General features: G+C 63.3%; 23 protein-coding genes. 5 read left to right on the forward strand and 18 right to left on the reverse strand.

Annotated features, from left to right (window positions below):
* Nucleotides 1-24 precede the first annotated feature (24 nt).
* On the reverse strand, nucleotides 25-798 hold the full coding sequence (locus AWB68_RS16145; protein WP_087645359.1) for an MBL fold metallo-hydrolase: 774 nt from the start codon (nucleotides 796-798) through the stop codon (nucleotides 25-27).
* A 256-nt stretch (nucleotides 799-1,054) separates the two neighbouring features.
* Here AWB68_RS16145 and AWB68_RS16150 point away from each other — a divergent pair, with 256 nt between their 5' ends.
* Nucleotides 1,055-1,873 (forward strand): HpcH/HpaI aldolase/citrate lyase family protein, encoded by an 819-nt coding sequence (locus tag AWB68_RS16150; RefSeq protein ID WP_087645360.1) that lies wholly within the window; start codon nucleotides 1,055-1,057, stop codon nucleotides 1,871-1,873.
* 78 nt (nucleotides 1,874-1,951) lie between these two features.
* Entirely contained in the window at nucleotides 1,952-2,923 is a 972-nt protein-coding gene (locus AWB68_RS16155; RefSeq protein WP_087645361.1) for a LysR substrate-binding domain-containing protein, read from the forward strand.
* 72 nt (nucleotides 2,924-2,995) lie between these two features.
* Here AWB68_RS16155 and AWB68_RS16160 read toward each other — a convergent pair whose 3' ends face one another.
* The 4 genes from AWB68_RS16160 to AWB68_RS16175 form a co-directional block, all read right to left on the reverse strand.
* On the reverse strand, nucleotides 2,996-4,174 hold the full coding sequence (locus tag AWB68_RS16160; RefSeq protein WP_087645362.1) for a CaiB/BaiF CoA transferase family protein: 1,179 nt from the start codon (nucleotides 4,172-4,174) through the stop codon (nucleotides 2,996-2,998).
* 16 nt (nucleotides 4,175-4,190) lie between these two features.
* A complete protein-coding gene (locus AWB68_RS16165) occupies nucleotides 4,191-5,354 on the reverse strand; it encodes an acyl-CoA dehydrogenase family protein (protein WP_087645363.1) in 1,164 nt (387 codons plus the stop codon).
* A 27-nt stretch (nucleotides 5,355-5,381) separates the two neighbouring features.
* Complete coding sequence (locus AWB68_RS16170) at nucleotides 5,382-6,224, reverse strand: HTD2 family dehydratase (RefSeq protein ID WP_087645364.1); 843 nt, start codon at nucleotides 6,222-6,224, stop codon at nucleotides 5,382-5,384.
* Between the two features lie 126 nt (nucleotides 6,225-6,350).
* A complete protein-coding gene (locus AWB68_RS16175; RefSeq protein WP_087645365.1) occupies nucleotides 6,351-7,304 on the reverse strand; it encodes a LysR family transcriptional regulator in 954 nt (317 codons plus the stop codon).
* A gap of 194 nt (nucleotides 7,305-7,498) precedes the next feature.
* Between AWB68_RS16175 and AWB68_RS16180 the strand changes: the two genes are divergently transcribed.
* Nucleotides 7,499-8,851, forward strand: a complete 1,353-nt coding sequence (locus tag AWB68_RS16180) for an NAD(P)/FAD-dependent oxidoreductase (protein ID WP_087645366.1) — start codon at nucleotides 7,499-7,501, stop codon at nucleotides 8,849-8,851.
* A gap of 242 nt (nucleotides 8,852-9,093) precedes the next feature.
* On the opposite strand, the gene AWB68_RS48215 is transcribed toward AWB68_RS16180, so the two are convergent.
* A complete protein-coding gene (locus AWB68_RS48215; protein ID WP_160110021.1) occupies nucleotides 9,094-9,249 on the reverse strand; it encodes a hypothetical protein in 156 nt (51 codons plus the stop codon).
* Between the two features lie 422 nt (nucleotides 9,250-9,671).
* Here AWB68_RS48215 and AWB68_RS16190 point away from each other — a divergent pair, with 422 nt between their 5' ends.
* Together AWB68_RS16190 and AWB68_RS16195 are read left to right on the forward strand one after the other, a co-directional pair.
* On the forward strand, nucleotides 9,672-10,124 hold the full coding sequence (locus AWB68_RS16190) for a hypothetical protein (RefSeq protein WP_087645368.1): 453 nt from the start codon (nucleotides 9,672-9,674) through the stop codon (nucleotides 10,122-10,124).
* Between the two features lie 309 nt (nucleotides 10,125-10,433).
* Nucleotides 10,434-11,276: a CHAD domain-containing protein gene (locus AWB68_RS16195; RefSeq protein ID WP_235028355.1), complete on the forward strand. Its 843-nt coding sequence runs from the start codon at nucleotides 10,434-10,436 to the stop codon at nucleotides 11,274-11,276.
* Nucleotides 11,277-11,392: 116 nt separating this feature from the next.
* Here the strand turns inward: AWB68_RS16195 and AWB68_RS16200 are convergent, their stop codons facing one another.
* The 12 genes from AWB68_RS16200 to AWB68_RS49470 all read right to left on the reverse strand — a co-directional run.
* Complete coding sequence (locus tag AWB68_RS16200) at nucleotides 11,393-11,608, reverse strand: hypothetical protein (RefSeq protein ID WP_087645369.1); 216 nt, start codon at nucleotides 11,606-11,608, stop codon at nucleotides 11,393-11,395.
* A gap of 91 nt (nucleotides 11,609-11,699) precedes the next feature.
* Nucleotides 11,700-13,352 (reverse strand): FAD-dependent oxidoreductase, encoded by a 1,653-nt coding sequence (locus tag AWB68_RS16205; protein ID WP_087645370.1) that lies wholly within the window; start codon nucleotides 13,350-13,352, stop codon nucleotides 11,700-11,702.
* 136 nt (nucleotides 13,353-13,488) lie between these two features.
* Nucleotides 13,489-14,172, reverse strand: a complete 684-nt coding sequence (locus AWB68_RS16210; RefSeq protein ID WP_087645371.1) for a response regulator transcription factor — start codon at nucleotides 14,170-14,172, stop codon at nucleotides 13,489-13,491.
* The gene (locus tag AWB68_RS16215) at nucleotides 14,162-15,667 is read right to left on the reverse strand and encodes a sensor histidine kinase (RefSeq protein WP_087645372.1); all 1,506 of its coding nucleotides are present in this window, start codon (nucleotides 15,665-15,667) and stop codon (nucleotides 14,162-14,164) included. The genes AWB68_RS16210 and AWB68_RS16215 overlap by 11 nt, the downstream gene beginning before the upstream one ends.
* A 209-nt stretch (nucleotides 15,668-15,876) precedes the next feature.
* Nucleotides 15,877-16,257, reverse strand: a complete 381-nt coding sequence (locus AWB68_RS16220; protein WP_087645381.1) for a response regulator transcription factor — start codon at nucleotides 16,255-16,257, stop codon at nucleotides 15,877-15,879.
* A 234-nt stretch (nucleotides 16,258-16,491) separates the two neighbouring features.
* Complete coding sequence (locus AWB68_RS16225) at nucleotides 16,492-17,835, reverse strand: MFS transporter (RefSeq protein WP_087645373.1); 1,344 nt, start codon at nucleotides 17,833-17,835, stop codon at nucleotides 16,492-16,494.
* A 229-nt stretch (nucleotides 17,836-18,064) separates the two neighbouring features.
* Nucleotides 18,065-19,780, reverse strand: coding sequence for a dihydroxy-acid dehydratase (locus AWB68_RS16230; RefSeq protein WP_087645374.1), 1,716 nt, complete (start codon nucleotides 19,778-19,780; stop codon nucleotides 18,065-18,067).
* A gap of 146 nt (nucleotides 19,781-19,926) precedes the next feature.
* The gene (locus AWB68_RS16235) at nucleotides 19,927-21,060 is read right to left on the reverse strand and encodes an extracellular catalytic domain type 1 short-chain-length polyhydroxyalkanoate depolymerase (protein WP_087645375.1); all 1,134 of its coding nucleotides are present in this window, start codon (nucleotides 21,058-21,060) and stop codon (nucleotides 19,927-19,929) included.
* Between the two features lie 91 nt (nucleotides 21,061-21,151).
* A complete protein-coding gene (gene phaP, locus AWB68_RS16240) occupies nucleotides 21,152-21,661 on the reverse strand; it encodes a TIGR01841 family phasin (protein WP_087645376.1) in 510 nt (169 codons plus the stop codon).
* A gap of 255 nt (nucleotides 21,662-21,916) precedes the next feature.
* Complete coding sequence (locus AWB68_RS16245; protein ID WP_087645377.1) at nucleotides 21,917-22,333, reverse strand: phasin family protein; 417 nt, start codon at nucleotides 22,331-22,333, stop codon at nucleotides 21,917-21,919.
* Between the two features lie 291 nt (nucleotides 22,334-22,624).
* Nucleotides 22,625-24,145 carry a DUF2252 domain-containing protein gene (locus AWB68_RS16250; protein ID WP_087645378.1) on the reverse strand — a complete coding sequence of 507 codons (1,521 nt, stop codon included), beginning with the start codon at nucleotides 24,143-24,145 and terminating at the stop codon, nucleotides 22,625-22,627.
* 606 nt (nucleotides 24,146-24,751) lie between these two features.
* Nucleotides 24,752-25,030: hypothetical protein (locus tag AWB68_RS49470; protein WP_143281961.1), on the reverse strand; the 279-nt coding region annotated here is incomplete at its 5' end.

The raw sequence follows: 25,030 nt of genomic DNA on the forward strand, positions 1-25,030 counted from the left end.
GCGACTTGCAGCGGCGGAGTCCGTTCAATCGCGCTTGGCCAGATAGGCATCGACCAACTCGACCAGCCGTTCTCGGCCGAAACTCGTGTCGTGTCCGGCGTGGACCACCTGCACGGGCAATTCGCGCAAGCGCTTCATCGTGCGGACGTAGGTCGGAATATCGGCACCGCCAATTTCGTCGAGCAGCGGCCCATCGTAGATCGCATCGCCCGAGAACAGCGTGCCGGTCGCCGCTTCCCACAGCCCGATGCTGCCCGGTGAGTGACCGGGCAGATGCAGGACTTCAAAGTGCCGGTCGCCGAGATCGACGATGTTCCCTTCCCTGACGATTTCCGTGACCGTCGCGGCCCGCACGCGATAGTCGGACATCACGTAATCCGCGCTGGGAAGGGCCGTAATCAGGTCGCCGTCGAACGGATAACCTGCTTCGCGATACCGGAGAATCGCCGCGTCGCCCAGCACCGACGCCAGGAGCGTGCCTCGCTCGCGCGGCGAGCGCAGGGTGTCGGCTTCCAGCTCGTGAACCAGCGTGTGTTCGAACTCGTGATGTCCGCCGATGTGATCCGCGTGCGTGTGCGTCGCCACGGCGGTGACGTCCTTCTGCAACAAGTGCCTTGCCGCATCGTGCAGGCTGACGATACCCATACCCGTGTCGATCATCAGGTCCCGGTCGCGGCCGCGCACATGCCAGATATTGCAGCGCATCAGCGGCACGACGTGGGGTTCCCACAGGAGGGTAATGTCGTCGCTGATGCGCTTGAGTTCGAACCATCGGTCGGCAATCGGTAACTGGGTCATGGGTGTGCTCGGAGGTCAGCGATTTGGTACTTTGACACACTACGCGTCGCACTTCGAGCGTCATATCCATTCTCGCCTGGCCCTAGGAGAAACCTATGGCCGGCAGAGATAACTCATATTTGCGTACAAGCGGTTCTCCGATTCCAATAAGGTCAATAAGGTCAATGAGGTCCTCAAGGGACGCTGTGCGATGAACATGGAGAAGACGATGAAGATAGTGGTGCCGGTAGAGCAACCCCACCCTTTGAGAACGAAGATGCCCGACCTCGGCGCTCAACAAAACCGCTCTTTCCTGTTCGTGCCGGGAAGTCAGCCGGCTCGCTTCGACAAGGCACTCGGCAGTGGCGCGGATGCGATCATCGTCGACCTGGAGGATGCAGTCGAGCCCGGCGCGAAGGCCGATGCGCGTCATGCGGTCGCGCAATGGCTGTCGCCGGACCGGCCTGTGCTGTTGCGAATCAATGCGAATCACTCGCCCTGGTTCACCGAAGATGCGCAACTCGCCAGGCTTCGCGGTATCGCCGGCATCGTCCTGCCCAAGACTGAGAGCGCATCCGATGTGACTGCACTGGTCTCGCTGACGAAAGCGAAGATACCTGTCTTTCCATTAATCGAAACCGCCCGGGGGATGTGGAACGCGATGGAGATCGCGAAGGCGCCTTTCGTTCACCAGCTCATGTTCGGGACGCTCGATTTCATCGCCGACATGGGCATGGAATCGGATGGCGTCGAACTCGATCCGTTTCGTGCCCGGCTGGTCATGATCTCGCGGGTCGCGGGCATCGCTGCGCCTGTCGATGGCGTCACACCCGGCATCGACGATCCGGAACGCCTGGCCGCCGAGACGAGAAATGGCAAGCGGCGCGGTTTCGGCGGCAAGCTGTGCATTCACCCGAAGCAGGTCCCGATCGTCAACGAATGCTATGCCCCGACCGAAGCCGAAGTCGCGTGGGCAAAGCGGGTGCTCGATGCGTCGGACCAGGCCAACGGGGCGGCCATCTCGATCGACGGCAAGATGGTCGACCGCCCTGTCGTGCTTCGGGCGCAGCGCGTGGTCGATTGGGCACGGGCCTGATCGGCCAACGCTCCTGCGTTCTCGTACGATGCCATAGGCCAGTACAATGAGTGAGTCCCGAACTCTGTCAATCACGTCATGGACGTTCGACAACTCAGATATTTCGTCAGCATCGTCGACTACGGCAGCTTGGGCAAGGCAGCCGAGAAGCTTTTCGTCGCTCAACCTTCGCTGAGTCAGCAGATGGCTCGCCTCGAGGAGGACCTCGGGGTGCCGCTACTGCTGCGCAGCAACCACGGCGTCACGCCGACCCCGGCAGGCGACGCGCTGTATCGTCATGCGCGGCTCGTCCTGCGGCAGATGGAACAATTGAAGCAGGAAGTGACGAAGGGAGGCGGTGCGGAGTCGGGCACCGTAGCGGTAGGTCTGCCGACCACGATGGCATCGGTCCTTGCAGTCCCTCTGTTCGAGCGCTTGCAAGACCGGTACCCCGGAATCAGGTTGCAGTTCTTCGAGAGCCTGAGCGGCTATCTGAACGAGCTATTGGCAAACGGCCGCCTCGATCTCGCGATGCTCTTTCGCAGCACGGACACGCCTGGCATCTCCGCATTGCCCGTCTTTGACGAAGCCTTGTACGTGCTGGGCGATCCGGGCGGAGACCTGTCCCCCCGTTCGACTACCTGCCCGCTCGCCAAGCTCGCCGGCGTAAGGATCGTCGCTCCGGGCGTCTTGAACGGCCTGCGGCTTCTCCTGGAACGAACGTTTTCACGCGAGAACGTCGACCTGAACATCATCGCCGACATCGATTCATTGCCGACCATGATTTCGATCGCGCAATCAGGACGGGCTTGCACGATTCTTCCCGGCTCGGCGGTCGCGCAAATCGATGCGTCCCGTCTTCCCAGGATGCGTCGCATCGTCGAGCCGGCGATCGAACGTCCCGCAAGCATTTGCTGGCCCAATGGCTTGCCAGTCCACGCGGCAACGGTGGCCGTCCGTGAGACGATCGTGGGGCTCATCACCGAGCAGGTCGACAAGGGCGCCTGGAAGGGTGTCACGCTGAGACGCCCCGTCTCGATTCCCGGCGAAAACGAAAGTTCGCCGGCTTAGAGCCTGCTCCCCGCTAGTGCCCTGCTGCACCTGACCGAAGGAGATCGACAATGGTGGTCGAATCCAGCGTCGTCAGACTGCGCCCGCCTCGTGCATCTCCCTGATCTGAACATCGCTCAGGCCGAGTTCATGCAGGATGGAATCGGTGTGCTGGCCGAGCGCGGGCACGGCTCCCATGTTCGGCTCCTCGGCCGGTGTGACGCCCGGCGGATACAGCGCGGGGATCTCGCCCGCCGGCGTCTGCACCTTTGTCCAGCGCTTGCGGGCCAATAGTTGCTCGTGGTTCCAGACACCCTGCATATCGTTCATCCGGGCGTTGGCGATCCCCGCCTCATCGAGCCGCTCGATCACCTGTGCAGCGCTCAGAGTCGCGAATGCCTCGAGGACGAGTCGGGCCAGTACTTCGCGGTTCGCTACCCGGCGGCTGTTGGAGTTGAAGCGGTCGTCAGCGCATAGTTGCGGCTGGGCGATCACCGATTCGCAGAACTTCTTCCATTCGCGCTCGTTCTGCACGCCGAGCATGACCGTCTTGCCGTCGCCTGCTACGAATGGGCCGTATGGAAAGATCGTCGCGTGCGATGCGCCGGTCTGCCTGGGCGCGGCTTGTCCATCGATTGCGTAATAGAGCGGAAAGCTCATCCACTCGACCATGCTCTCCAGCATCGATACATCGATATGCTTGCCGCGACCGGTGCGTCCACGCTCGATGAGCGCAGCGAGGATATTGCTGTAGCCGTACATGCCTGCGGCGATGTCCGCGATCGAGCAGCCGGCCTTCGCGGGTTCGCCTTCAGAGCCGGTAATGCTGAGGAAACCCGACTCGCTCTGGATCAGCAGGTCGTAGGCCTTCTTGTCGCGAAAGGGACCATCGAGTCCATAACCGGAGATGTCGCAGACGATCAGACGCGGATACTGCTTGCTCAATGCTTCATAGTCGAGGCCGAGGCGCTGAGTCGCGCCGGGTGCGAGGTTCTGCACGAACACATCGGCATCGGCCAACAGCTTGTGCACGACATCGATCGCCTGAGCTTGCTTGACATCGAGCGTGATGCTTTCCTTCGAGCGGTTCGTCCACACGAAATGCGAAGCCAGACCTGAAACGCGTTCGTCGTAGTTGCGTGCGAAGTCGCCGGTACCTGGGCGCTCGACCTTGATCACGCGTGCGCCGCGGTCGGCGAGTTGCCGGGTGCAAAACGGCGCTGCAATAGCGTGTTCGAATGTAACGACCTTGATTCCTTCGAGCGGGCGCATGATGGGACTTTTCCGGTTAGAACGAGCGGGGCAAGCCGAGAATGTGCTCGGCAACATACGAGAGAATCAGGTTCGTCGAAATGGGCGCCACCTGGTACAGGCGCGTTTCGCGGAACTTGCGTTCGACGTCGTACTCCGACGCAAACCCGAAGCCGCCATGGAACTGAAGGCAGGCGTTCGCCGCTTCCCACGAAGCGTCGGCGGCCAGCAGCTTCGCCATGTTCGCCTGCGCGCCACAGTGCTGATGCGCGTCGAACAACTCACACGCCTTGTAGCGCATGAGGTTGGCCGCTTCGACATTCACGAGCGCTCGCGCAATCGGAAACTGCACGCCCTGGTTCTGGCCGATCGGACGCCCGAACACCACGCGGTCCTTCACGTATTGCGAGACCTTGTCGATGAACCAGTAGCCATCGCCGATACACTCCGCCGCGATCAGCGTTCGCTCGGCATTGAGCCCGTCGAGGATGTACTTGAAGCCCTTCCCTTCTTCGCCGATCAGATTCTCGGCGGGGATTTCGAGGTTGTCGAAGAACAGTTCGTTCGTCTCGTGATTCACCATGTTGGGAATCGGCCTGACGGTCATGCCCTTGGTCTCCGCTTCGCGAAGATCGACGATGAAAATCGACATGCCCTCGCTCTTCTTCTTCACATCCGACAGCGGCGTCGTGCGAGCGAGCAGGATCATCAGGTCCGAGTGCTGGATACGCGAGATCCACACCTTCTGGCCGTTGATGACATAGCGGTCACCCCTGCGCTCGGCAGTGGTCTTGATCTTGGTCGTATCGGTGCCGGTGGTCGGTTCCGTCACGCCCATGGACTGAAGGCGCAATTCGCCTGAAGCGATCTTGGGCAGATAGCGCTGCTTCTGCTCGGCCGACCCATGGCGCAGCAAGGTGCCCATGTTGTACATCTGGCCGTGACAGGCGCCCGAATTGCCGCCGGAGCGGTTGATTTCCTCCATGATCACCGATGCCTCGGTGAGTCCGAGACCCGAGCCGCCATATTCCTGCGGGATGAGCGCGGCGAGCCAGCCGGCCTTGGTCAGCGCTTCGACGAACGCTTCGGGGTAGCCGCGCTCGTCGTCGACCTTGCGAAAATACTCGGCGGGAAATTCCTTGCAAAGGTCGCGCACTGCTTCCCGAATGTCCTGGTAGGGATCTGCTGAGATGTTGAGCATGTTGGTTTTGTCCTGGCGATAGGGTGATCAGGCGAGCGTGGCGCGGGCGGACATCGTGAGCCAGCCTTCGTGGTCTTTCGCCCAGAGTTCGATCGTCTTGCCGTCCGGCGAAGGACGACCGCAAAGAGCGAGCGCGTTCCCGGCGAAACTCGGGCGAATCGCCTTGAAGGTGAATTCGAGCACGCTCGCCTGCGGCTGGTTTCTGTGGACGAGGTCCATCAGCAACGTGGCGATCAAAGGTCCGTGAACGACCAGGTTCGGATAGCCTTCGATCCGGGTCGCATAGGGCTTGTCGTAGTGAATGCGATGGCCGTTGAACGTCAGCGCGGAGTAGCGGAACATGAGCACTTCGTCAGGCACGATCTCCCGGTGCCACCGTTCATCCGAGGGCGCCTTCGTCGGCGTAGGCGCGGCAGCGCCCGGCAACGCGGGTTCGCGATAAACGATGTCCTGCTCTTCCTCGATGGCAAGCGTTCCCGCTGTCCGCACCTCGTGCTTCACCGTGACGAAGCCCAGCTTGCCGCTTCGGCCTGCCTTCTCGCTGACTTCGACGATGCGCGATTCGCGCGTGACCGCGTCACCGACCGTAAGCGGAGCAATGAATCGCAGCCTCCCGCCCGCCCACATCCGACGCGGCAAGCCCAGGTCCGGCAGGAATCCGCCTTTCACGGGGTGGCCGTCGGCGCCGATGCGGGATTGCCGCACGAGCGGCCGGAACAGGATCCAGTGCCACAAGGGCGGAAGCGAAGCGCCCTGAGCCGGGGGCGTTTCGTAGTCGAGCGTCGCGCCGAGCGCCGCGACAGAACTTGGCGTAACGAGGTCGGCAAGGATTTCCGTGCGCCCGATCGGCGAGGCTGAAGTCTCGGTCATTGCTGTCTCCGTCGCTGGTCGAGTCCAGCAAAATATTTAAGTGAACTCTATTGGAAGCCGCCAAACGATGGAAATACCAGTTTCATGTGCCGGCCATAGGGTGAACCTATGTCCGGGGGCACCCCGCTACGCGTGCCGCTTGCGCTTCGCGGCGGCAAGCGTTGGAAGCCGCACGTGTACCGCGCCCGACATGCCATGCTCGATCAGGAAGTCGCGAAAGAGACTTGCCACATGCGGCAATCGCTTGTCTGAAACGTGCATCACGTACCAGTCGCGCTCGATCGGGTTGGCGGGCAACGGCAGCAACGCGAGCAGTCCCGCCTGAAACTCCAGCGAACACGCATGCAGCGACAGGAATGAAACGCCGAGCCCCGCTTCGACGAGTTGCTTGATCGCCTCGTTGCTCGACAGTTCGGAACCGATGTGAAGCTTGAGACCTTCCTGGCGGAACAGGTTCTCGATCGTCGAGCGGGTGCCGGAGCCGCGTTCACGCACGAACAGGTTCGCGGTTTGCAGGTCTTCGAGCGAAAGCTTTTTACGCTTCATCAGCGCATGCGCCGGCGACGCGACGAAGGCCATCGGATGCTTGGCGAACGCGGTTGCGACTGTACGCAACTCGCGCGGAGCGCTGCCCATCACCGCCAGGTCGATCTCATGCGTGGCCAGCATGCGGATGATGTCCGCCCGATTGCCGACCTTGAACTGCACCTTCACCTGCGGCCGCGCTTCGGTGAAACGCACGAGAAACGGCGGGATCAGATACTCCGCTGTCGTAATGGCGCCGATGCGCAACGTGCCGCCCATTTCTCCCTGCAAAGCGGCGAGATCGTCCGCCGCACCGTTCCACAGATCGAGGATTTCGAGCGCATAGCGAGCGAGGATTTCCCCTGCTGCGCTCAACTGCACGCCCCGGCCTACCCGCTGCAGGAGCGGTGCACCCGCCGCTTCTTCCAGCAGGCGAATCTGCAGCGATACGGCGGGCTGCGTGAGGCGCAATTCCTCCGCCGCACGCGACACGCTGCCGAGTCTCGCGACCGTGTGAAGGGCCTTCAGTTGGCGGAACGTCGCGGTCTTAACCATAAGTCCTCACCTATATATTCGTCATAAACATTAAATTGTGCTGCGGTTTCGTCCGATTCTATACTTGGTCCAACAGGTCGTGTTAACGAATCCCTTTCGCGTTTCGAACGACACGTTCCGCATGTTTTTCGCATCAAGTCCCGGTGGCGCGAGCCACGACCCTACGAAAGCAATTTGTCAGGAGGACAAGGATCATGAGAGCCGTCGACCAGCACGCAACAACCGCGAATCAACGCGGCGCGCATCGGATCGTCATCGTGGGTGGTGGCGTGGGCGGTCTGTCGCTCGCTACGCGCCTCGGCGAGACCCTCGGCAAGGCGGGGCTCGCGAAGATCGTTCTGATCGACCGTTCGCCCACGCATTTCTGGAAGCCGCTTCTGCATGAAGCGGCGTCGGGTCATATCGATCCCGCCACGCATCATCTTCAGTACGCGGTGCAGGCCGAGCGGCATGGCTTCGAATTCGAGCAGGGCGAGCTCGCCGGGATCGACCGCGCCGAACGTCACGCGATGATCGCCGCGATGCACGACGCCGACGGCCGCGACATCCTTCCGGCACGGCGTCTCGCCTACGATACGCTGGTGCTGTCGATGGGAAGCGTGACCAATTTCTTCGGCGTGCCGGGCGCCGCCGAATACGCGTTGCCGCTCGAGTCGGTCGCGCATGCCGAGGCGTTCCGGCGCAAGTTGCTCGACGCCTGCCTGCGCGCGAACCATGCGCGCCGTACGTCGCAGAACGTCGCGCCGGTGTCGGTCAACATCATCGGTGCGGGAGCGACGGGCGTCGAACTCGCGGCGGCATTGCGGGACACGGTGCGCCTCCTGAACCGCTACAGCCAGTTCGCGCTGGACCCGGAGCGTGATTTCCGCATCCGCCTGATCGAAAGCGGCGAGCGCGTGCTGCCCGCGTTGTCGGAGGCCGTTTCGGCTCGTGCAGAGCGCATGCTGGGCGCGCTCGGCGTCGAGGTGCTGAGCGTGACGCGCGTGACCCAGGTTCGCGCGGACGCCGTGCTCACCCATGACGGCCGTGCACTGGAAAGCGACATCGCGATCTGGACGGCCGGCATCTCGGGGCCGCCGGTGTTGCGTTCGCTCGACGGCGTCGAAGTCAATCGCAACGCGCAGGTGCTCGTCACGCGCACGCTGCAGACGACGGTCGATTCGCACATCTTCGCGCTCGGCGATTGCGCCGCGTGTCCGTCACATGTTACGCAGGGGTTCCTGGCACCGCGGGCACAGGTCGCACATCAGCAGGCACAATTCCTGGCGCGCGCGTTGAGGTCGAGGGTCGAAGGCAAGCCGCTGCCGGAGTTCGCCTATCGCGATGCCGGGACGCTGGTGGGATTCGGCCGTGAGGGCACGATCGGCAGCCTGAGCAACAGTCTGCTCACGCGGCCGGTATTCGTCGATGGCTGGTTTGCGACTGCGGTCTACAAGCTTATCTACCGCAAGCACGTGATGACGCTGACCGGCTTTGCGCGGATGGCGCTCGATACCGCGAGCCACTGGTTACGGCGGCGGGTGCATCCGGTGATCCGGTTGCACTGAGGGGCCGCTGGCGCCTGGGGTGCGGTGTTTGCACTCCCAGGCGCCAGCGCCCTAAACCGTGACGATCCGATTTCGCCCGTCGCGCTTGGCCCGATACAAAGTCCATATCGGCTTCGATCTGCTGCTTCGCGCACTCATCGCCATGCGGGGTCTGCGCAACTCCACCGATGCCGTAAGTGTCGATATCGGACTTGAAGTTGTCGACATCGATCATCAGGAAGCCGGTCTAGGCTTGGTGAATGCTACAGCCGCACCACCGAATTAACGATCTGGATCGCCGCGATGACCACGAACACCAGGATCGAAGCGGCGAACAGCGTGATCCCGGCGGCGATCAGCCAGTCGTCGAGGGTCAGCTCATCGCGCTTGAGGGTGGAATAGAGTCGTTCGATCGCCAACGCGTCGTCTTGCGAATAACGCGGCGCGCGTACGCTCCTCGCCGGGAGTTCGGCTGGTTTTTCGTGCTCGGGCGGACTTCGCGGACTTTCACGTTTCACGATTCAATGGCGCGTCCGGTACGACGCAATTCCGTATTCAAGGCCCGCCGGTTTTCGATGAGCATGGCATGAGTGTCGCAGGTCGGGCGCTGGACTCTTGCATCGAAAAGATGCCGGTTTGGCCATCTGTTTGGGGAATTGGGGAGGGTGGGCGCTGGCGCCTGGGGTTCGGTGGTGTATCGGGGTGCTGCCCGCACCCGGCGGCTAACGGATCATCGAGCCGCCTGAAGTCATCTGCGGCGCGCCTCCACAGGTGACCGACCGTGTATTCACCGCCCAAAAACTGTATATACTGTTTCCGCCTACCATAAAAGGAGAAACAGATGGAGACCCCTGAAAGCCAAGCGCCGGTCAAGAAGGCACCTCAGTCATCCCGAAGTGCCGCAGCAAGAAAGAAGGTCAAGCCTGAAGCAGCGGCCAAACCCCAATCGAAAGCGCCTGTGGCAAAGAAAGCAGCGGCCTCGAAGACGGCTAAAAAAGCCGATACGAAGTCCGCTGCCAATGCGGAAGCCACGGTCCCGCCCGCACCGGCCGACGGAAAAAGCAAACGCCCGAAGAAGGAAAAGGTCGTGCGCGACAGCTTCACCATGCCCAAATCGGACTACGTGAAGATCGCATCGCTCAAGCAAAAATGCCTGGACAGCGGCGTTCGCGTGAAAAAGAGCGAACTGCTCCGTGCGGCGTTGGCGATGCTCGACGCGGTCCCCGCCAAGCAACTGCTCGACGCCATCAACCAACTCGAAGCAGTGAAAACGGGACGGCCGTCCAACGCCTGAGGACGCTGCGAGAGCCGGGACGGTCGGGCGTCTCATTGCCCCATCGAACCCGGCCGACCCGCATCCGGGCTCGGCGCAGGCGTCACCGGCCGTTTATGTCGCCACGCTGTCACAAGGCTGACATCGAAGAGGTCTATGGTTTCGCGGGACCAGGCCGGACCCTTTAGGCACGACGACATCAAAACAACAAAAGCAGTCCGTCGTGCAACACTCGCCCACTCCGAGACGATGACATTGACCTTCGCCCCAACGGCCGCACCAACGAGTTTGCGCCCTTCGAAGTCGATTGCGTCGCGGACACACCGGTCGATGTCGCTCGTACTCCGCGACCAGCCTGTCGCCGACGCGTTCGTCATGCTGACCGCGCCGCTCGCGAGCGATGCCCTGCAACAGACCGAGAAGCTGGGATCGGAAACCGATCCCCATGCGCTGCACGAGCTTTGCACGACGCTGCTTCGCCTGCGCGCGATCTGGTGGGCCTTTGAGCCGCTGCTCGACGAGGACAAGGCGCGTGTCGTGAGGAAACGGTTCAAGCGGATTGCGGATATCGCCCGCGAACCGCGCGAACTCGACGCCGCGTGTGGCCTTCTCTCGCGTGCGCGCAACACCGGCTCGCGGGTCGCGCCCGTCATGCGCACGATCAGCAAGGAGTGGCGCGACGCTTCGGTTTCGAGTTGTCATTCGATAAGGAAAGCGGGCGTGGACGTGATGCTACGGCGCGCGCTCGCCGACGCACGCCGTTGCCTCGAAGCACGGAACGTGGACCAGACGCTCGAAGAATTTGCCCGGGCACGCGTTTCAATGGCTGACAACGTGCTCAGGAAGAAGGAGCAACGCGTCGTCAGGACGAAACGCATGGACGCCAAGGCTTTGCGCAGCATCGAGGAAGCCGCGGCCAGGCTGCAATGCCTGATCGAGCTCTTCTCGCCCGTTCTCGAACGCGGGCACAGGCATACGATGGAACACCTGAGCGCCGCGCAGGCCGCGCTCGGCAAGCTCGACGACGTGATCGCAAGCGAAGCGGTCGTGCGCCGCGTTGCCGCTTGCTCGGACGACAAGGATGCGGTGAACGAGGCGGTTCGCTGGCTCAACAAGGAGAAGAAAGGCGAATCGCAGGCGGCCGTGAAAATGCTGCGCGCGATGGCCGCCTGAAACTGCGGCTCGTTACGCGGGTCCGCAGCCACGACTTTGGCCGCGTCGCGCATGGCGTCGCGGTTATCTACTTTTTTTGTATGCCTGACATGGATCGCATGCGCCACCCAAACGCTTCAGGCTCGCGCGTTCGTTTCGATCCAGATGCGTCCCCAGACGGTCGCGTATTTCACGGCGTCGATGCCGTCGTAGAAGTAGTCGAGATCGCTGAAGGTTCTGGCGCGGCAGCCCGGTTCTTCGATGATGATATTGGCGGCGTGCAGCCCGTCCTCGGTCTGCTTGGCGCTCGCCAGCAGGCGAAAGCCTCGATGATGTGTCTGTAGGGGTGTCACGTGTGCCTGGGTTCGGACGAGTTCAGTTCGATGCGTCCGATTATCGAGCCCTCGCGTGACCTGCCGATGACGCCTCGCGCAATCACCCGCACTATCTGGCGTCGTGCTGTAGATACTTGTGGGCGAACGCGATCGCCATGCTGCCCTCGCCGACCGCCGACGCGACGCGCTTGACCGGGCTCAACCTCACGTCCCCACAGGCGAACACGCCAGGCACGCTCGATTCGAGCAGATAGGGATCGCGGTGATGGGACCAGCGTCCCGCCTTGACCACGTCGTCTCCGGTGAGCACGTAGCCTCGCGCGTCGCGCGCGATTTCCGGCGGCAACCAGTCGGTCTCGGCATCGGCGCCAATGAACACGAACAGGCCGCCACAATCGTGCCGGCGCACCTCCGCGCTCGCTTCGTCGCGGATGTCGATCGCCGTCAAATGCGTATCGCCGTGCGCGCCGACCACCTCCGAGCGTACTTGCACCGCCACGTTCGCCTTGCCCTGAAGCTGTTCGACGAGGTAGCGGGACATGCTCTTGTGCAGGGAATCCCCTCGCAGGATGAGCGTCACGCTGCGCGCATGATTGGCGAAGTACAAGGCGGCCTGCCCGGCCGAGTTTCCGCCTCCGATCAGGTAGATGTCGAGTCCGTGCGTTGCGCTCGCTTCGCTGCGTGATGCGCCGTAGTAGATACCCTTGCCGATCAACCGGTCGAAGCCTTCGATCGCGAGACGGCGCCAGGTGACGCCAGTCGCGAGAATGATCGTCTTCGACCGGATGGCGTCGCCGCCGTCGAGATGAACGGTACGCCCGGCGACATCGAATCGCGCAACCGACCGTGTCACCAGGATCTCCGCGCCCAGCCGCCGTGCCTGTTGCAACGCACGGCTCGCGAGTTCGTCGCCGGACACGCCGTTGGGAAAGCCGAGATAGTTCTCGATGCGCGATGACGTACCCGCCTGCCCGCCCGGCGCTTCGCGCTCCAGCACGACGGTACGCAAGCCTTCCGACGCGCCGTACACGGCTGCGGCGAGACCGGCCGGCCCGCCGCCGATGATCAACGTGTCGTATTCGGCGAGACGCGGCTGCGTCTGCAGTCCGAGCAATCCGGCGAGTTCGCGTGTCGAAGGCCGGCTCAGCACCGTCCCGTCGACCAGTCGCAACGCCGGGCACGCCTCCTCCGACGGACACGTTCCCGGCCAGCGCGCCGGCAATTCCGGCGCATCCAGTGTCATCCAGTCGTAGCTGATCTGGTTGCGGGCGAGGAACTGGCGCACCGCTGTGCAAGCGGTGTCCCAGCGACTGCCGACCATGGTCACGCGAGCCTTGGGCGGCTCGGCCGACAGACCCTGCAACCCGCCGATGCGCTCACGCGCGAGCGCGCCCATCTTGACCGCGACTTCCGGCGACGCGGCAGCAAGCACGTAGTAGCGCTGGGCGTCGACTCGCATGACCCGCGACGGCTGCGCGGCCCGGTAGCCACCCGGAAACGGCGAACTCAGCGCGAGCGGCACTTCACCGAAGATCGTTCCGGGCAGGCGCCAGCCCAGCGTGCGCTCGATACCGTCGAATGTCTTGACGACTTCCATCTTGCCGGACAGGACAGCGTACAGCGCGCGCTCGCCGCCTTCGTGGACCGCATATTCGCCCGGGCACAGATGCAGGTCCGCGGACGTGTTCGCGAGATGCTCGAGTTCGGTGTCGGGGAGCGCGGAAAACAGCGGAACCGCACGGATGTCGTCGATTGTCAGCATGGGTCGTCCTGACAGGCAAGTGGGGTGAAGCTCGAACAGTCATGCGAACGGCTACCGCAATTGCACTGCCGATGTCAGGCAGACCAACCCAGTATAGGGCGTTCGGATGCGAATGCTGATCCGTGGCGTCCCGCATTCACGTCCGCTGCGTGCGCGCCTGTGTCGACGCGCCTTGCGGCGGCTTGATCCCGAGCGCTTCCGCCTTGCGAACGAAATCGGCCAGCGAGCGCGCGCCCATTTTTTTCATTGCCTGTCCGCGATGAATCTTCACGGTGATTTCGCTCAGGTTCAGTTCCGCCGCGATCTGCTTGTTCATCAGCCCGGTGACGACGAAAGCCATCACTTCGCGTTCGCGCGGCGTGAGCGATTCGTAGGAGCGGCGCAGATCGGCCACCGAGCGGCTGGCCCGGCGCCGCTCCTCGTCGCTCGCGAGCGCGTGCTCGACGGCATCGAGCATGTCCTGGTCCCGGAACGGCTTGGCGAGAAAGTCCTTCGCGCCGGCCTTCATCGCCTTCACGGTCATCGCGATGTCGCCGTGCGCGGTCATGAAGACGATCGGCAGGCCGAGATCGCTCGACGCCATCTGTTCCTGCACCGCGAGGCCGCTTTGTCCCTTGAGCCGGACGTCGAGGATGAGGCAGCTCGGCACATCCGGCATGTCGAAGGCGAGGAACTCCTGCGCGCAAGCGAACGTCTCCACGCCAAGCCCGACCGAGCGCAGCAACATGCTGACGGCCTCGCGCATCGACTCGTCGTCGTCGACTACGTAGACGATTGCATTGCCCGCGTGGCTCGTGTCGCCGCGTGTCTCATTGCTCATGACGTCTCCCCTCCTCGACGGGCAGGATGAACTGCAGCACCGCGCCGCCTTCTTCCGGCGACTCGGCCCAGATGCGGCCGCCGTGCGCCTCGACGATCGAGCGGCAGATCGACAGCCCCATGCCCGTGCCTTCGGCTTTGGTCGTAAAGAACGCATTGAAGAGACGGCTCGCGTTTTCCTCGCTGATGCCGGCGCCCGAATCCTGCACGACGACCTGTGCATGCTGGTCGTCGAAGCGGCGCGTCTCGATCCGCACGCGGCGCGCTCCGCGCGTGTCGGCGAGGGCTTGCGCAGCGTTCATGATGAGGTTGATCAGCACCTGCTGCAACTGCACGCGGTCGCAAACCACCGCTGGCGTCGGCACGGCGAGGTCGATGCGCACGTCGACGCGATGCTCGTCCAGCTCGCGCCGCACCAGTTGGACCGATTCCTCGACGATCTCGTTGAGGTCCAGCGTGACGGGAAGACGATCACGCTTTTTCGCCATCGAGCGGATTCGCAGGATGACCTCGCTTGCGCGCTTTGCATCGCGGATCATCTGCGTGATCGACTGCTTCGCTTCAGCCATATCCGGGACCGGGCGATTCAGCCAGCGCAAGGCGGCATCGCCGCACGTGACGATGGCCGCGATCGGCTGCGTGACCTCGTGCGCGATCGAAGCGGCCAGTTCGCCGAGCATGGTGATGCGCGTCACATGCGCGAGTTCGGCGGTGGACCGTGCAAGCGCCTCTTGGGCGAGCTTCGTCTCGGTCACGTCCATCAGCGCGCCGACGTATTCGATGCAATCCGCCCGCGGCGCGGCGAGATGGGCTACGTAATGCACGTACTTGAGCCCGCCATCGGGCATCGCGAGCCGGTGTTCGACATCGATCTGCGGCGCCCCGCCGACGGCCCGTTCATGGGCGCCGCGCACGACCGCGCGATCGTCGGGGTGGGTGCGGGCCAGGATCGCCTCGATCGACGGGACCACGTCCGGCGTGTAGTCGAAGATCCGGTAAGCCTCGTCGGACCACCACATCGGCCCTTCGGGCAGGCGCGTCGCGATGCTGCCGGTGCGGCTCAGGCGTTGCGCATCGAGCAGGAAAGCTTCGCTGCGTTCGAGCGCCTGCTCCGCCTGCTTGCGTTCCTCGACCTCCCTGTGCAGGCTCGCCGTGGCCGCCATGTTGCGCAGCGTCAGGACGGAGGTCGTCGCGATGGCGAGCAGGCTCACCGCGCAGCGCGCGAGCGCCCCGTTCGAATACAGCTCATCGTGCGACAACACGAAGCCCGCGAGCGTGAGGAACACGCAACCCCACGCGGTCGCGATCGTCGCCGGGCGGTTGCCGGTCGAAGCGACCAGCAGCACGACCACGACATAGAGCACGGCGATCGCGATATCGAGCGGCGTCAGCGCGTCGATCAGGAACACCACGAGCGCGATGACGGCGGCAAGCGTCCACGCGACGCGGGCGTCGCGCCGTGCCGTGCGCGAAGCGCGAGGGCGGTCGCTTGTCACAGGCTCAGCCGACCGATGATCGGGAACAGGCGCAAGCGCGCATGGCGCGGGATGAACATAGGCGTTCGAAAGTGGCGTTCGTTGATGAATACCGGAGCTCCTGCGCCGTGATGAAGCCCGGCGCGAGCGGGAACCGTGCAACCCGGCGACCGCTGGCCTTTGATCCGCCTGCGATCACACGCCGACGGGTACTTTATTCTCCTTGATCCTTAATCCTTGCGAAACCCTTTCTGCAGCGTGTCCATGCATTCGGCCACCGCTGCGCCGTCCACCGGCTTGCTGAGAAAGCAGAGGGCGCCGGCATCCAGCGCATGCCTGCGCGCGGTTTCGGACGCGAATGCCGTGATGAAGATGATCGGCAATGCATGTCCGATCTCGCGCAGACGCTGCTGCAATTGCAGGCCTGTCATCCCCGGCATCTGGATGTCGCTGATGACGCAGGCGACCTCGTCGAGGCACCCCGACTCGAGAAAGGATTCAGCAGACGGATAAAGACACACCTCCCAGCCCAGCGAGCGCAGCAGGCTGGAAGTGGCGACTCGAACCGACTCGTCGTCGTCGATGACGGAAACCAATGGACGGGTATGCAAGCGCTTGTCCTCGACCGTGCGTGAAGTTTGGGCGGGCATCGTGGACTCGCTAACCGCTCGGATGAACCCATGTTACGGACGGAGGCCGCGGTTGGGAATCATATGTCGGTATGAGTGGCGCTGGCGCTATGGCCGTGGTTTGCGCGAACGCCCGCTCGGCAGAGTCGGCGGGCGATTCTTCGTGAGCCTTGGTGGGTGCTTGTTCGTTCGCACGGCGCCCGGGTCGGCAGCGCCCTAAACAGCGCTCCGCTCGGCCGCGCCCGCATCACGCGGCTTCGACGATGCCTCGAGCGCCGTGTCATGACGCAGCAGCAGCACCGCTGCCACCCCGACCAGTCCTGCGCCAGCAAGACAAAGCAGCCCCGCCCCGAACCCCCCGGTACTGTCCTTGATAAAGCCCATCGCATAATGCCCAAAAAACCCCGCGAGATTACCCAGCGAATTGATGGCGGCAATGCCGCCCGCCGCCGCCGCCCCCGACAAGAAAGCCGCCGGCAGCGTCCAGATCACCGGCAGGCAGCCGAAGATGCCAAACCCCGCCACCGACAGCGCGACCATCTTGAGCACCGGATTGTCGAGCCCCGCCGACGCCGCGATCCCCCCGGCCGCGACCAGCAACGCGATCGCAATGTGCCACTTGCGCTCCAGCTTGCGATCCGAATGGCGCCCCCAGGCGACCATGCTGATCACACCGACGATGTACGGCAACGACGTCACGAAGCCCGTCTGCAAGTTGGTGAGGCCAAACGACTTGACGATCTGCGGCAGGAAGAAACTCAGGCCGTAATTCGTGGCGTTGGCGCCAAAATAAATCAGCGCGATCGCGAGCACACGCGGATTGAAGAGCGCTTCCTTCACGCTGAAGTTGTGCACCGACTCACGATGTTCGCGCTCGTGCGCCTGACGCGCGACCAGCCACTCGCGCTCTTCGGGCGCGAGCCAGTGCGCATTGGCCGGCTTGTCGGTCAGGTAGAAGAACACCACGAACGCCAGCAGCAACGCGGGCAACGCTTCGATGAGATAAAGCCATTGCCAGCCCGCCATTCCCGCGATGCCGTCCATCGACAGGAGCGCTCCGGAAATGGGACCGCCGATTACCGTCGACAGCGGAATGGCCGCCATGAAATAGCCGACGACGCGTCCGCGATACGCGGCGGGAAACCACAGCGTCAGCAGAAAAATGATGCCGGGGAAAAATCCCGCTTCGGCAACACCCAGCAGGATTCGCAAGCTGTAAAAGACGTGCGCGGCGGACATGCCCGTATATTGGGAAATCTGCGGGATGTAGGCCATCGCCGCGGCGAGGATGCCCCACGTGAACATGATCCGCGCGATCCATCGCCGTGCGCCGAATCGCTCGAGCAGCAGATTGGACGGGACTTCGAAGAAGAAATAAGCGATGAAGAAAATCCCTGCGCCGAAGCCGAACGCGCTGGCTGAGAAGCCGAGCGCCTTGTTCATCTGCAGCGCAGCAAAGCCAACGTTGACGCGGTCGAGATAAGCAACGAAATAGCAAAGAATCAGGAACGGCACGAGCCGGACCATCACGCGCTTCATGGTGCGGGTTTCAATTTCCATCGATGTCTCCTCCGAATCAAGATCGGCTGGTCGTTGATCGATAAACGTTGATCGTTTGTTGTCGACTGTTGATCGTCAATGCGAGGGGAGACTACTCTTTAAGCGGCAACTACTGAAGTGGTGTTTGCCTGTTCGCGTCGTGCCGGGGATGGGAAATCGCGTCGCAGTCGCACGCGTCCCAAACTGTGCAATGGATACGATGCGTCGTTCATGCGCTAGCGCTTCCCCGCTACTTGAGAAACTGGAAATCGCAGCCTTCGTCGGCTTGGAGGACTTCGCGTTCGTACAGTTTCGCGTATCCACGCTTCGCACGCGATGCAGGACGCGCAGGCAATGCGGCCGCGCGCCGCTTCATTTCCTCATCCGCCACGAGCAGTTCCAGCGAATGGTTCGCCACGCTAAGACGGATGCGGTCGCCATTGCGCACGAGCCCGAGCGGGCCGCCCGACGCAGCGTCCGGCGTGATGTGCAGCACGATGGTTCCGTAAGCCGTCCCGCTCATGCGGGCGTCGGACATGCGGACCATGTCCTTGACGCCCGCCCGCGCGAGCTTGCCCGGAATCGGCAGGTAGCCCGCTTCCGGCATCGCCGAATCGCTTGTCGGGCCCGCGTTGCGAAGGACGAGGAAGTCGTCCGCGGTGACGTCGAGGTCGTCACTGTCGATGCGGTTCGCCAGGTCTTCAAGCGAATCGAACACGACGGCCCGGCCTTCTGCCTCGAACAACCGGGGATCGGCCGCCGAGCGTTTCAGGATGGCTCCGCGCGGCGCGAGGTTGCCGAACAGCGCAACCAGGCCGCCCGTTTCCCGCACCGGCTGCGCGAACGGCCGCACCACCGACTCATCGACCCAGGTCACATTGTCGAGCCGGTCGCCGAGCGTCTCGCCCGTCACCATGCGGCACTCCAGATGCAGCAGGTGCCTGATCTCGCGCAGGATCGCCGGCACGCCGCCGGCCGCGTACAGGTCCTCCATGTAGTGCTCGCCGGTCGGCTTCAGGTTGACCAGGACGGGTGTGGTTTCGCTCAGCGCGTTCAGCCGGTTCAGGTCGACCTTGTGACCCAGCCGCCCGGCAATGGCCGTCAGGTGAATCACCGCGTTGGTGGACCCGCCGATCGCCAGCAGGACACGCAGCGCATTTTCGACCGATTTCTCCGTGATGATCTCGCTCGGCCTGATCGGCTTGCCGATGAGATCGAAGGCGACACGTCCCGTTTCTTCCGCGATGCGCAGACGGTCCGCGTCCACCGCCGGGCACGCGGCGCTGTTCGCCGGCATCATGCCGAGCGTTTCCGCGATGATCGCCATGGTGCTGGCCGTGCCCATCACGGCACACGTTCCGGCCGTGGACGCGAGGCGGCGCTCGACGACCTCGATCTCCTGAGCATCGATTTCCCTCGCCCTGAACCTCGCCCAGAAGCGTCGGCAATCGGTGCAGGCGCCGAGCCGTTCGCCGCGATGCCTGCTCGTCGACATCGGCCCTGCGACGAGCTGGATCGCCGGAATGTCCGCCGACGCCGCGCCCATCAACTGAGCCGGAACCGTCTTGTCGCAGCCGCCGAGCAGCACGACCGAATCCATCGGCTGCGCGCGCGTCATTTCCTCGACGTCCATCGACATCAAATTGCGGAACTTCAGGCTGGTGGGTGTCAGGAAGGTCTCGCCGAGCGAGATGGTCGGAAACTCGATCGGCAAGCCGCCCGCGGCCAATACGCCGCGCTTGACCGCGTCGATCAACTCGGGGAAATGGCGGTGGCAGTTGTTGAACCCGCTCGCCGAATGCGCGATTCCGACGATCGGACGATCGAGCATCTCCCGGCTGTAGCCCATCGAGCTGGCGAACGAGCGGCGCAGGTACACGCTGAATTCGCGATCCCCATAGTTCGTCAGCCCTTTCGCGAATCCGACCGGCCTCTCGACCGGCTTCTTGCCGCTTTCATCGACCATGATGTGCTCACCGGAGACGAAGCCTGATGTGCTTCGGATTCCGGTAGTTTCGCACGCTGGTCGGGGCCTTCGCGTCAGGAAATGCAGGCGGGTTGTGCCGTCGTCAGCCCCCGGCCTGCGGGCTGGCGCGACAGCGAGCGCTTCGGCTATCGGTCGAGCGCAAACTGACCGAAGAAGCGCACGATCTCGCGGGTCGCGTGAGGACCGCGAGCATCGGTATGAGTGCCTCCCGGGTGGCCGCCCGACCACGCGTGACCCAGCCCGTGCACGAGCCACTGCTCGGCGCCCGGAACGCCTTCGGGATCGCGATAGACGTGACGCGTATAGGCGTGGCCGTTCTCGGCACCATCGACGTGTGTCGACGCAGCGGGCTGCATGTCGCCGGGTTCACCAAGCAGCAGCCGTCTCATTGCGACGATCTGGTCGCTGTTGCGCGGATGCACGGTGTCGTCGGCATCGCCGTGAAAGACGATCAGCGGCACGACGCGCGGCGCGGTGCCATCGGACGGCGTCTCCGGCAGACGCACCTTGCCCATGCCATCGTTCATCGCGCAGAGTGCCGAAAGCGGCTCGTCGGCGACGCCGTAGGGCACGCCCGAATGGATCGCGGCGGCAGCAAAGAGGTCCGGATGCGTGACCACGAGATTCACCGCCATCGCGCCGCCAGCAGACATCCCCGCGACGTAGACGCGAGCTTCGTCGACGCTGCAGGTTGCCATGACCTCGCGCGTCAGTGCGGCGATCGCCGCCGTTTCGCCCGAATCGCGCATCTGGTCGGCCGGTCGAAACCAGTTCCAGCACCTCAGCGGATTGGCGCCCTCCGACTGCTCGGGATAGACAACGATAAAGCCCTCCGCTTCGGCGACGGCATTCATTTCCGTGCCTGCCGCGAAGTCGTCGGGGTCTTGTTGGGCGCCGTGGAGCATGACGATCAACGGAAGCCGCTGGCCGTGGTAGCCGCCGGGAACATAGAGCTTGAAGCGATGCGTATCGCCGGCGTGCTCGAAGCGGCCGCTCGACCATTGCGGAGCGTCGGCGTCCTGCACAAGCGGCGCGGGCGGCATGACAGCGGGCGCAATCGTGCGGACCTGGCGGTTCGACGCATCGTCGCGGGCGAAAGCGGGCACATCGGTCACGGGTTGCGGCGGCGCTTGCGGCGCGGGGTTCGCCACCGTCGTCTGCGGGTCGACGAAGCACTGCGCGACGAGCCCCGCGGGTGCGCTTACGAAAAGCGACCAGAACGCTTCGTGCGCCGAGCCGAGCGGATCGAAGAGGTTCATTGGTTTTCCTTGAGGGTGTCGAGCGCATTAAAAAGCCCGCCTGAAGCGGGCTTCGAAAGCAGCAGTGATACGTATCGCGGGACGATCAGAATCAATGCTTCGAGCCGGCTTGGGCAGCGTCGGCGGTCGCATCGACGGCGGTCTGGGCGACTGCCTCGTTCGCTTCGACGACAGCACCGGCCGACTCGCTCGCGGCATCCTTCGATGCCGTGGCGAAATTCGACAGAAGCGCGAACGGTCCCTTCGGCGCCGCTTCGAACACACCCTTCATACGGAAACCGTATTGCTCGAACTGGCCGCGCGCTTCATTCAGGATATCGGCTTCCGTTGCACGGACGATCGACAAGAAATGGCGGGTATAGGCGGCTGCTTTCTCCGGGATTTCGGCGATCAGCGTCTTTTGCGACTTCAGAATATCGCCTGCTTTCGCGCCCGAACCGGCTTTCAGGACGGAACTGCTTTCTTCAAACACCGTCTTGACGGTTTGCACGTTCAACTCGGCGAGTTGCTGAAGACCAGTCGCATAACGCTTTGTCACGCTGACCAGAACCTGCATATTCGCTGCAATCGGAGATGCTTGCTGGGAAGAAAAAGAGAACATTGACCGCTCCTGGAAAAAGGTTCGCCATGGCCCGGAGAATCCGGGTCACTACCGAAATTTGCTGCGTTGCAACAATGTCACCATCATACGGCAGTCTCGGCAGGCGTCAAGCACACTTTTTCACAGTTGTGGTTTGCTGAGGGTCGTCCGGGGATGTGCGCAGGTCCACGGCGGGCTGACCGGAACCGTGCACCAAATATAAGCGCGGCAGCTGTGGAAGCCGGCGGACGGCCGGCTCCCAGCAAGGCCCGACGGTCATTTCGGCGGCAGAAGTTTCTTGTACGCCTCCATGCTTTCCTCGGCGCGATGGGTCATCGCAGCCATCGCCGCCGTCTGCGATTTCTGTGCTATTTCAGCCAGTTCGCGCATGTTGTCGAACGCCTTCTGCAACGACTGTTGAACGAATTCACCCTGCTTCGCGAACACTTCCGCAGGATTTGCGCCCTGAATTTGCTGCGCTGCAGCCTGAATGGCCCGCGCGTTCTCGTTCAGGAGTTCGGTCTGCTTTCGGACCAGTGCCTGCATGCCTTCATAGGCGAGCCGGTTCGCTTCGGCAAGCGCTTCCAGATCCTTGCGCCTCGACTCGGCAATCGCAGTCGAATCGACACCCGGAAGATTGAACTGCGCCAACATCTTCGTGAAATCGGTAAGCGGATTAAATGGCGTTGTCATGTTGAAGTCTCCTCGGGCGGTCGATTAAGCGATCAAATGAATTGGAGCGATCCTGCCGTTGTTTCGCTCCTCACGCAGTATGGGGCAGCAGAAAATAATCCTTTAAAAAAGCGCATTTGCCGGATTTGAATTCACTCCGCGCGGTTAAATAATCCGCGTCGGGAACTTAGGCGCGCAAAATACGGGCCCGATCGCGGTGGTCATTGGATAAAACGCGGCCCCGCGCTCTGTTTGCGTCAGTCGCTGCGCTTGGCGCGCCTTGAATCCCGGCGACGAGCGCGCAACCAGACGCTACGGCCGAAATGCGGATTTTCCGCCGCCCGGCTCCGCGTATTCGACCGGCAGCACACCGCGAGCGACCGCTTTCACCAGCGCCTCGTGGTCCGCTTCGGTCTGGTCTGCATAGGCGCGGGCGAAGCGGCACAGCGACTTGTCCAGCTTGTCCGACGAACCCACATAGCCCGCGATCATCGAAGCGCCGCTCGTGCGCGCGTGCCCCTTCGCCAGCAAATGGCCGACGATCCCGGCGTAATCGGTGAGCGCCGCCGCGTCGAGCGCGTCGAGTGGAATCGTGCCCTTCATGTTGCGAAACTGCCTGACGTAATACTGCAACCCGTCGATGGTCGTCCAGCCGAGCAGCGGGTCGCTGACCGTTTGCAGGGCCTGCTGATACTCGACGACGCGTTGCCCCTGATGCGCGTGCCACGCCGAGTCGCCGTGAACGAAGCGCGCCAGCACGGAGCGCCGCGCCTGCTTGAGTTGCAGGAACACGACATCATCGGCGCTGCTGCCTTCGAGCAACGCGACGTAGGCACGCAAGCCCACGCTGCCCACGCCGACCACCTTATGCGCGATGTCGACCAGCGTGTAGCCGCCGAGCACGCGGCGCCAGTGCGACGCCAGCGTGCCGAGATACTCGTCGAGCGCGACGGCAACGCGCTCCGCTTCTGCTTCGGGCACGCGGGTGATCAACGGAGGTTCGTCCACGATACAGCGCCGTCCGTCGCGCTCGGTGGTGAAGCGCGGCACGGCGCGATCGCTGGTCCGGTTGCGCGCGCGCTTTGCCGCGCGCACGATCTCGCCTCTGAGCGCGCTATCCGTCGCCGTCTCGTGCAGCCGGTCGACGTCGATCCGCTGATAGGAGCGCGACAGCAGCGGCTCATTGGCGAGGAAGCGCACTTCGTCCCGGTAAGCGGCGACACACGACGCGACCGAGGCGTGGCATTGCGTTTCGGTGGCGCCCGTGTGCCGGCCGGCCACCCAGATGCTGGCGACGAGCCGGCGCAGGTCCCACTCCCACGCGCCGGGATGCGACTCGTCGAAGTCGTTCAGGTCGATGACGAGGTCGCGTTCCGGGGAAGCGTAGAAGCCGAAGTTACCCAGGTGGGCATCGCCGCAGATGACCGGCGTGATGCCGGTCGCCGGCAGATGAGCGACGTCCTCGGCCATCACGACGGCCGTGCCGCGCAGGAAACCGTAGGGCGACGCCACCATGCGGCCGACCCGGATCGGGATCAGCCACTCCAGCCTGCCCTCATGCGAATGCATGATCTGCTCGACCGGGTCGGGCCGGTTCGACGGCGCTTTCCAGTCGCCGAGCGAACTGCGGTGAACGCGTTCGCGCAAGCTACGGCCGAGTTCGAACCGCTCGGCGCGCGACATCGGCCGGCGGCGCAACGAGCGGTAGCTGTCGCTGTCCGCGTCCGCCAGGACGATGTGCCCCGCGGGTCGCGGGTTGCTCGTCAGGCCCTCTGCGTCCGCGCTCGAATGCGCCGGTGGCTCGGCGGGCTCGCCTGTTCGCGCCTTGTTCATAGTCGTCCGTTTCAGGAGGCAAAGCGTGAGCGTACCGGAATCAGTACGATGCGGCCGCAAGCAATTGGCGCTCCCGGCCGGCGCTGCCCAGTCCGCCGGTCTCATGCTGTGGCACAGACCCCGTCGGCTTGACCTCGGGGGTGAGCTGGATCGGCATGTTCGAGGGCGGCAAGCGACATGATGCACTCCTTCGAGGCGTCGTCGAAACTGATTTCTCCCGCGAGGAGTGAGCGAGGGGCGCGGGGTTGAGGGTGAGGGTTACACCGTTTGATGCGCTTGGGCTCCCATGGAACTTGTATTCATGTCGGTTTATTTGCTCTGCCCCTGTCCGGGGCGGGACTCACTTTCTTTGCTGCTGCAAAGAAAGTAAGCAAAGAAAGCAGCTTCACACCGCCAATCCTTGCCAGTCGACACTAGGCCGTTCGTTCGGAGTGGTCCAACCGGGGGAGTGTCGTTAGCGGGGTTTCCTCGTTGTTGGCATGTAGAAGAGGTACGGGCCTCGCACCGCTATACGTAGTGGACCAGCAGTCATTCATCCAGCCTCGCGCTACGCGCTCACCCGTCAGGCAAGACGAAAAATTATCGCTACGTTCGCGCTTCCATGCTTCAATTCACCACCACTTGCACACCTGTCGTCGGGCACGAAGTGCCAAGACGGATGTATGACTGCTGATCCACTCCCTGCAGCGGTGCGACGAGCGCGCCTCTTCTACATGCCAACAACGAGGAAACCCCGCTAACGACACTCCCCCGGTTGGACCACTCCGACATAACGGTCTGGCGGCGACTGGCAAGCATTGGCGGTGGAAAGCTGCTTTCTTTGCTTACTTTCTTTGCAGCAGCAAAGAAAGTGAGTCCCGCCCCGGACAGGGGCAGAGCAAATAA

It is taken from the genome of Caballeronia choica, from assembly GCF_001544535.1.
Taxonomy (GTDB): domain Bacteria; phylum Pseudomonadota; class Gammaproteobacteria; order Burkholderiales; family Burkholderiaceae; genus Caballeronia; species Caballeronia choica.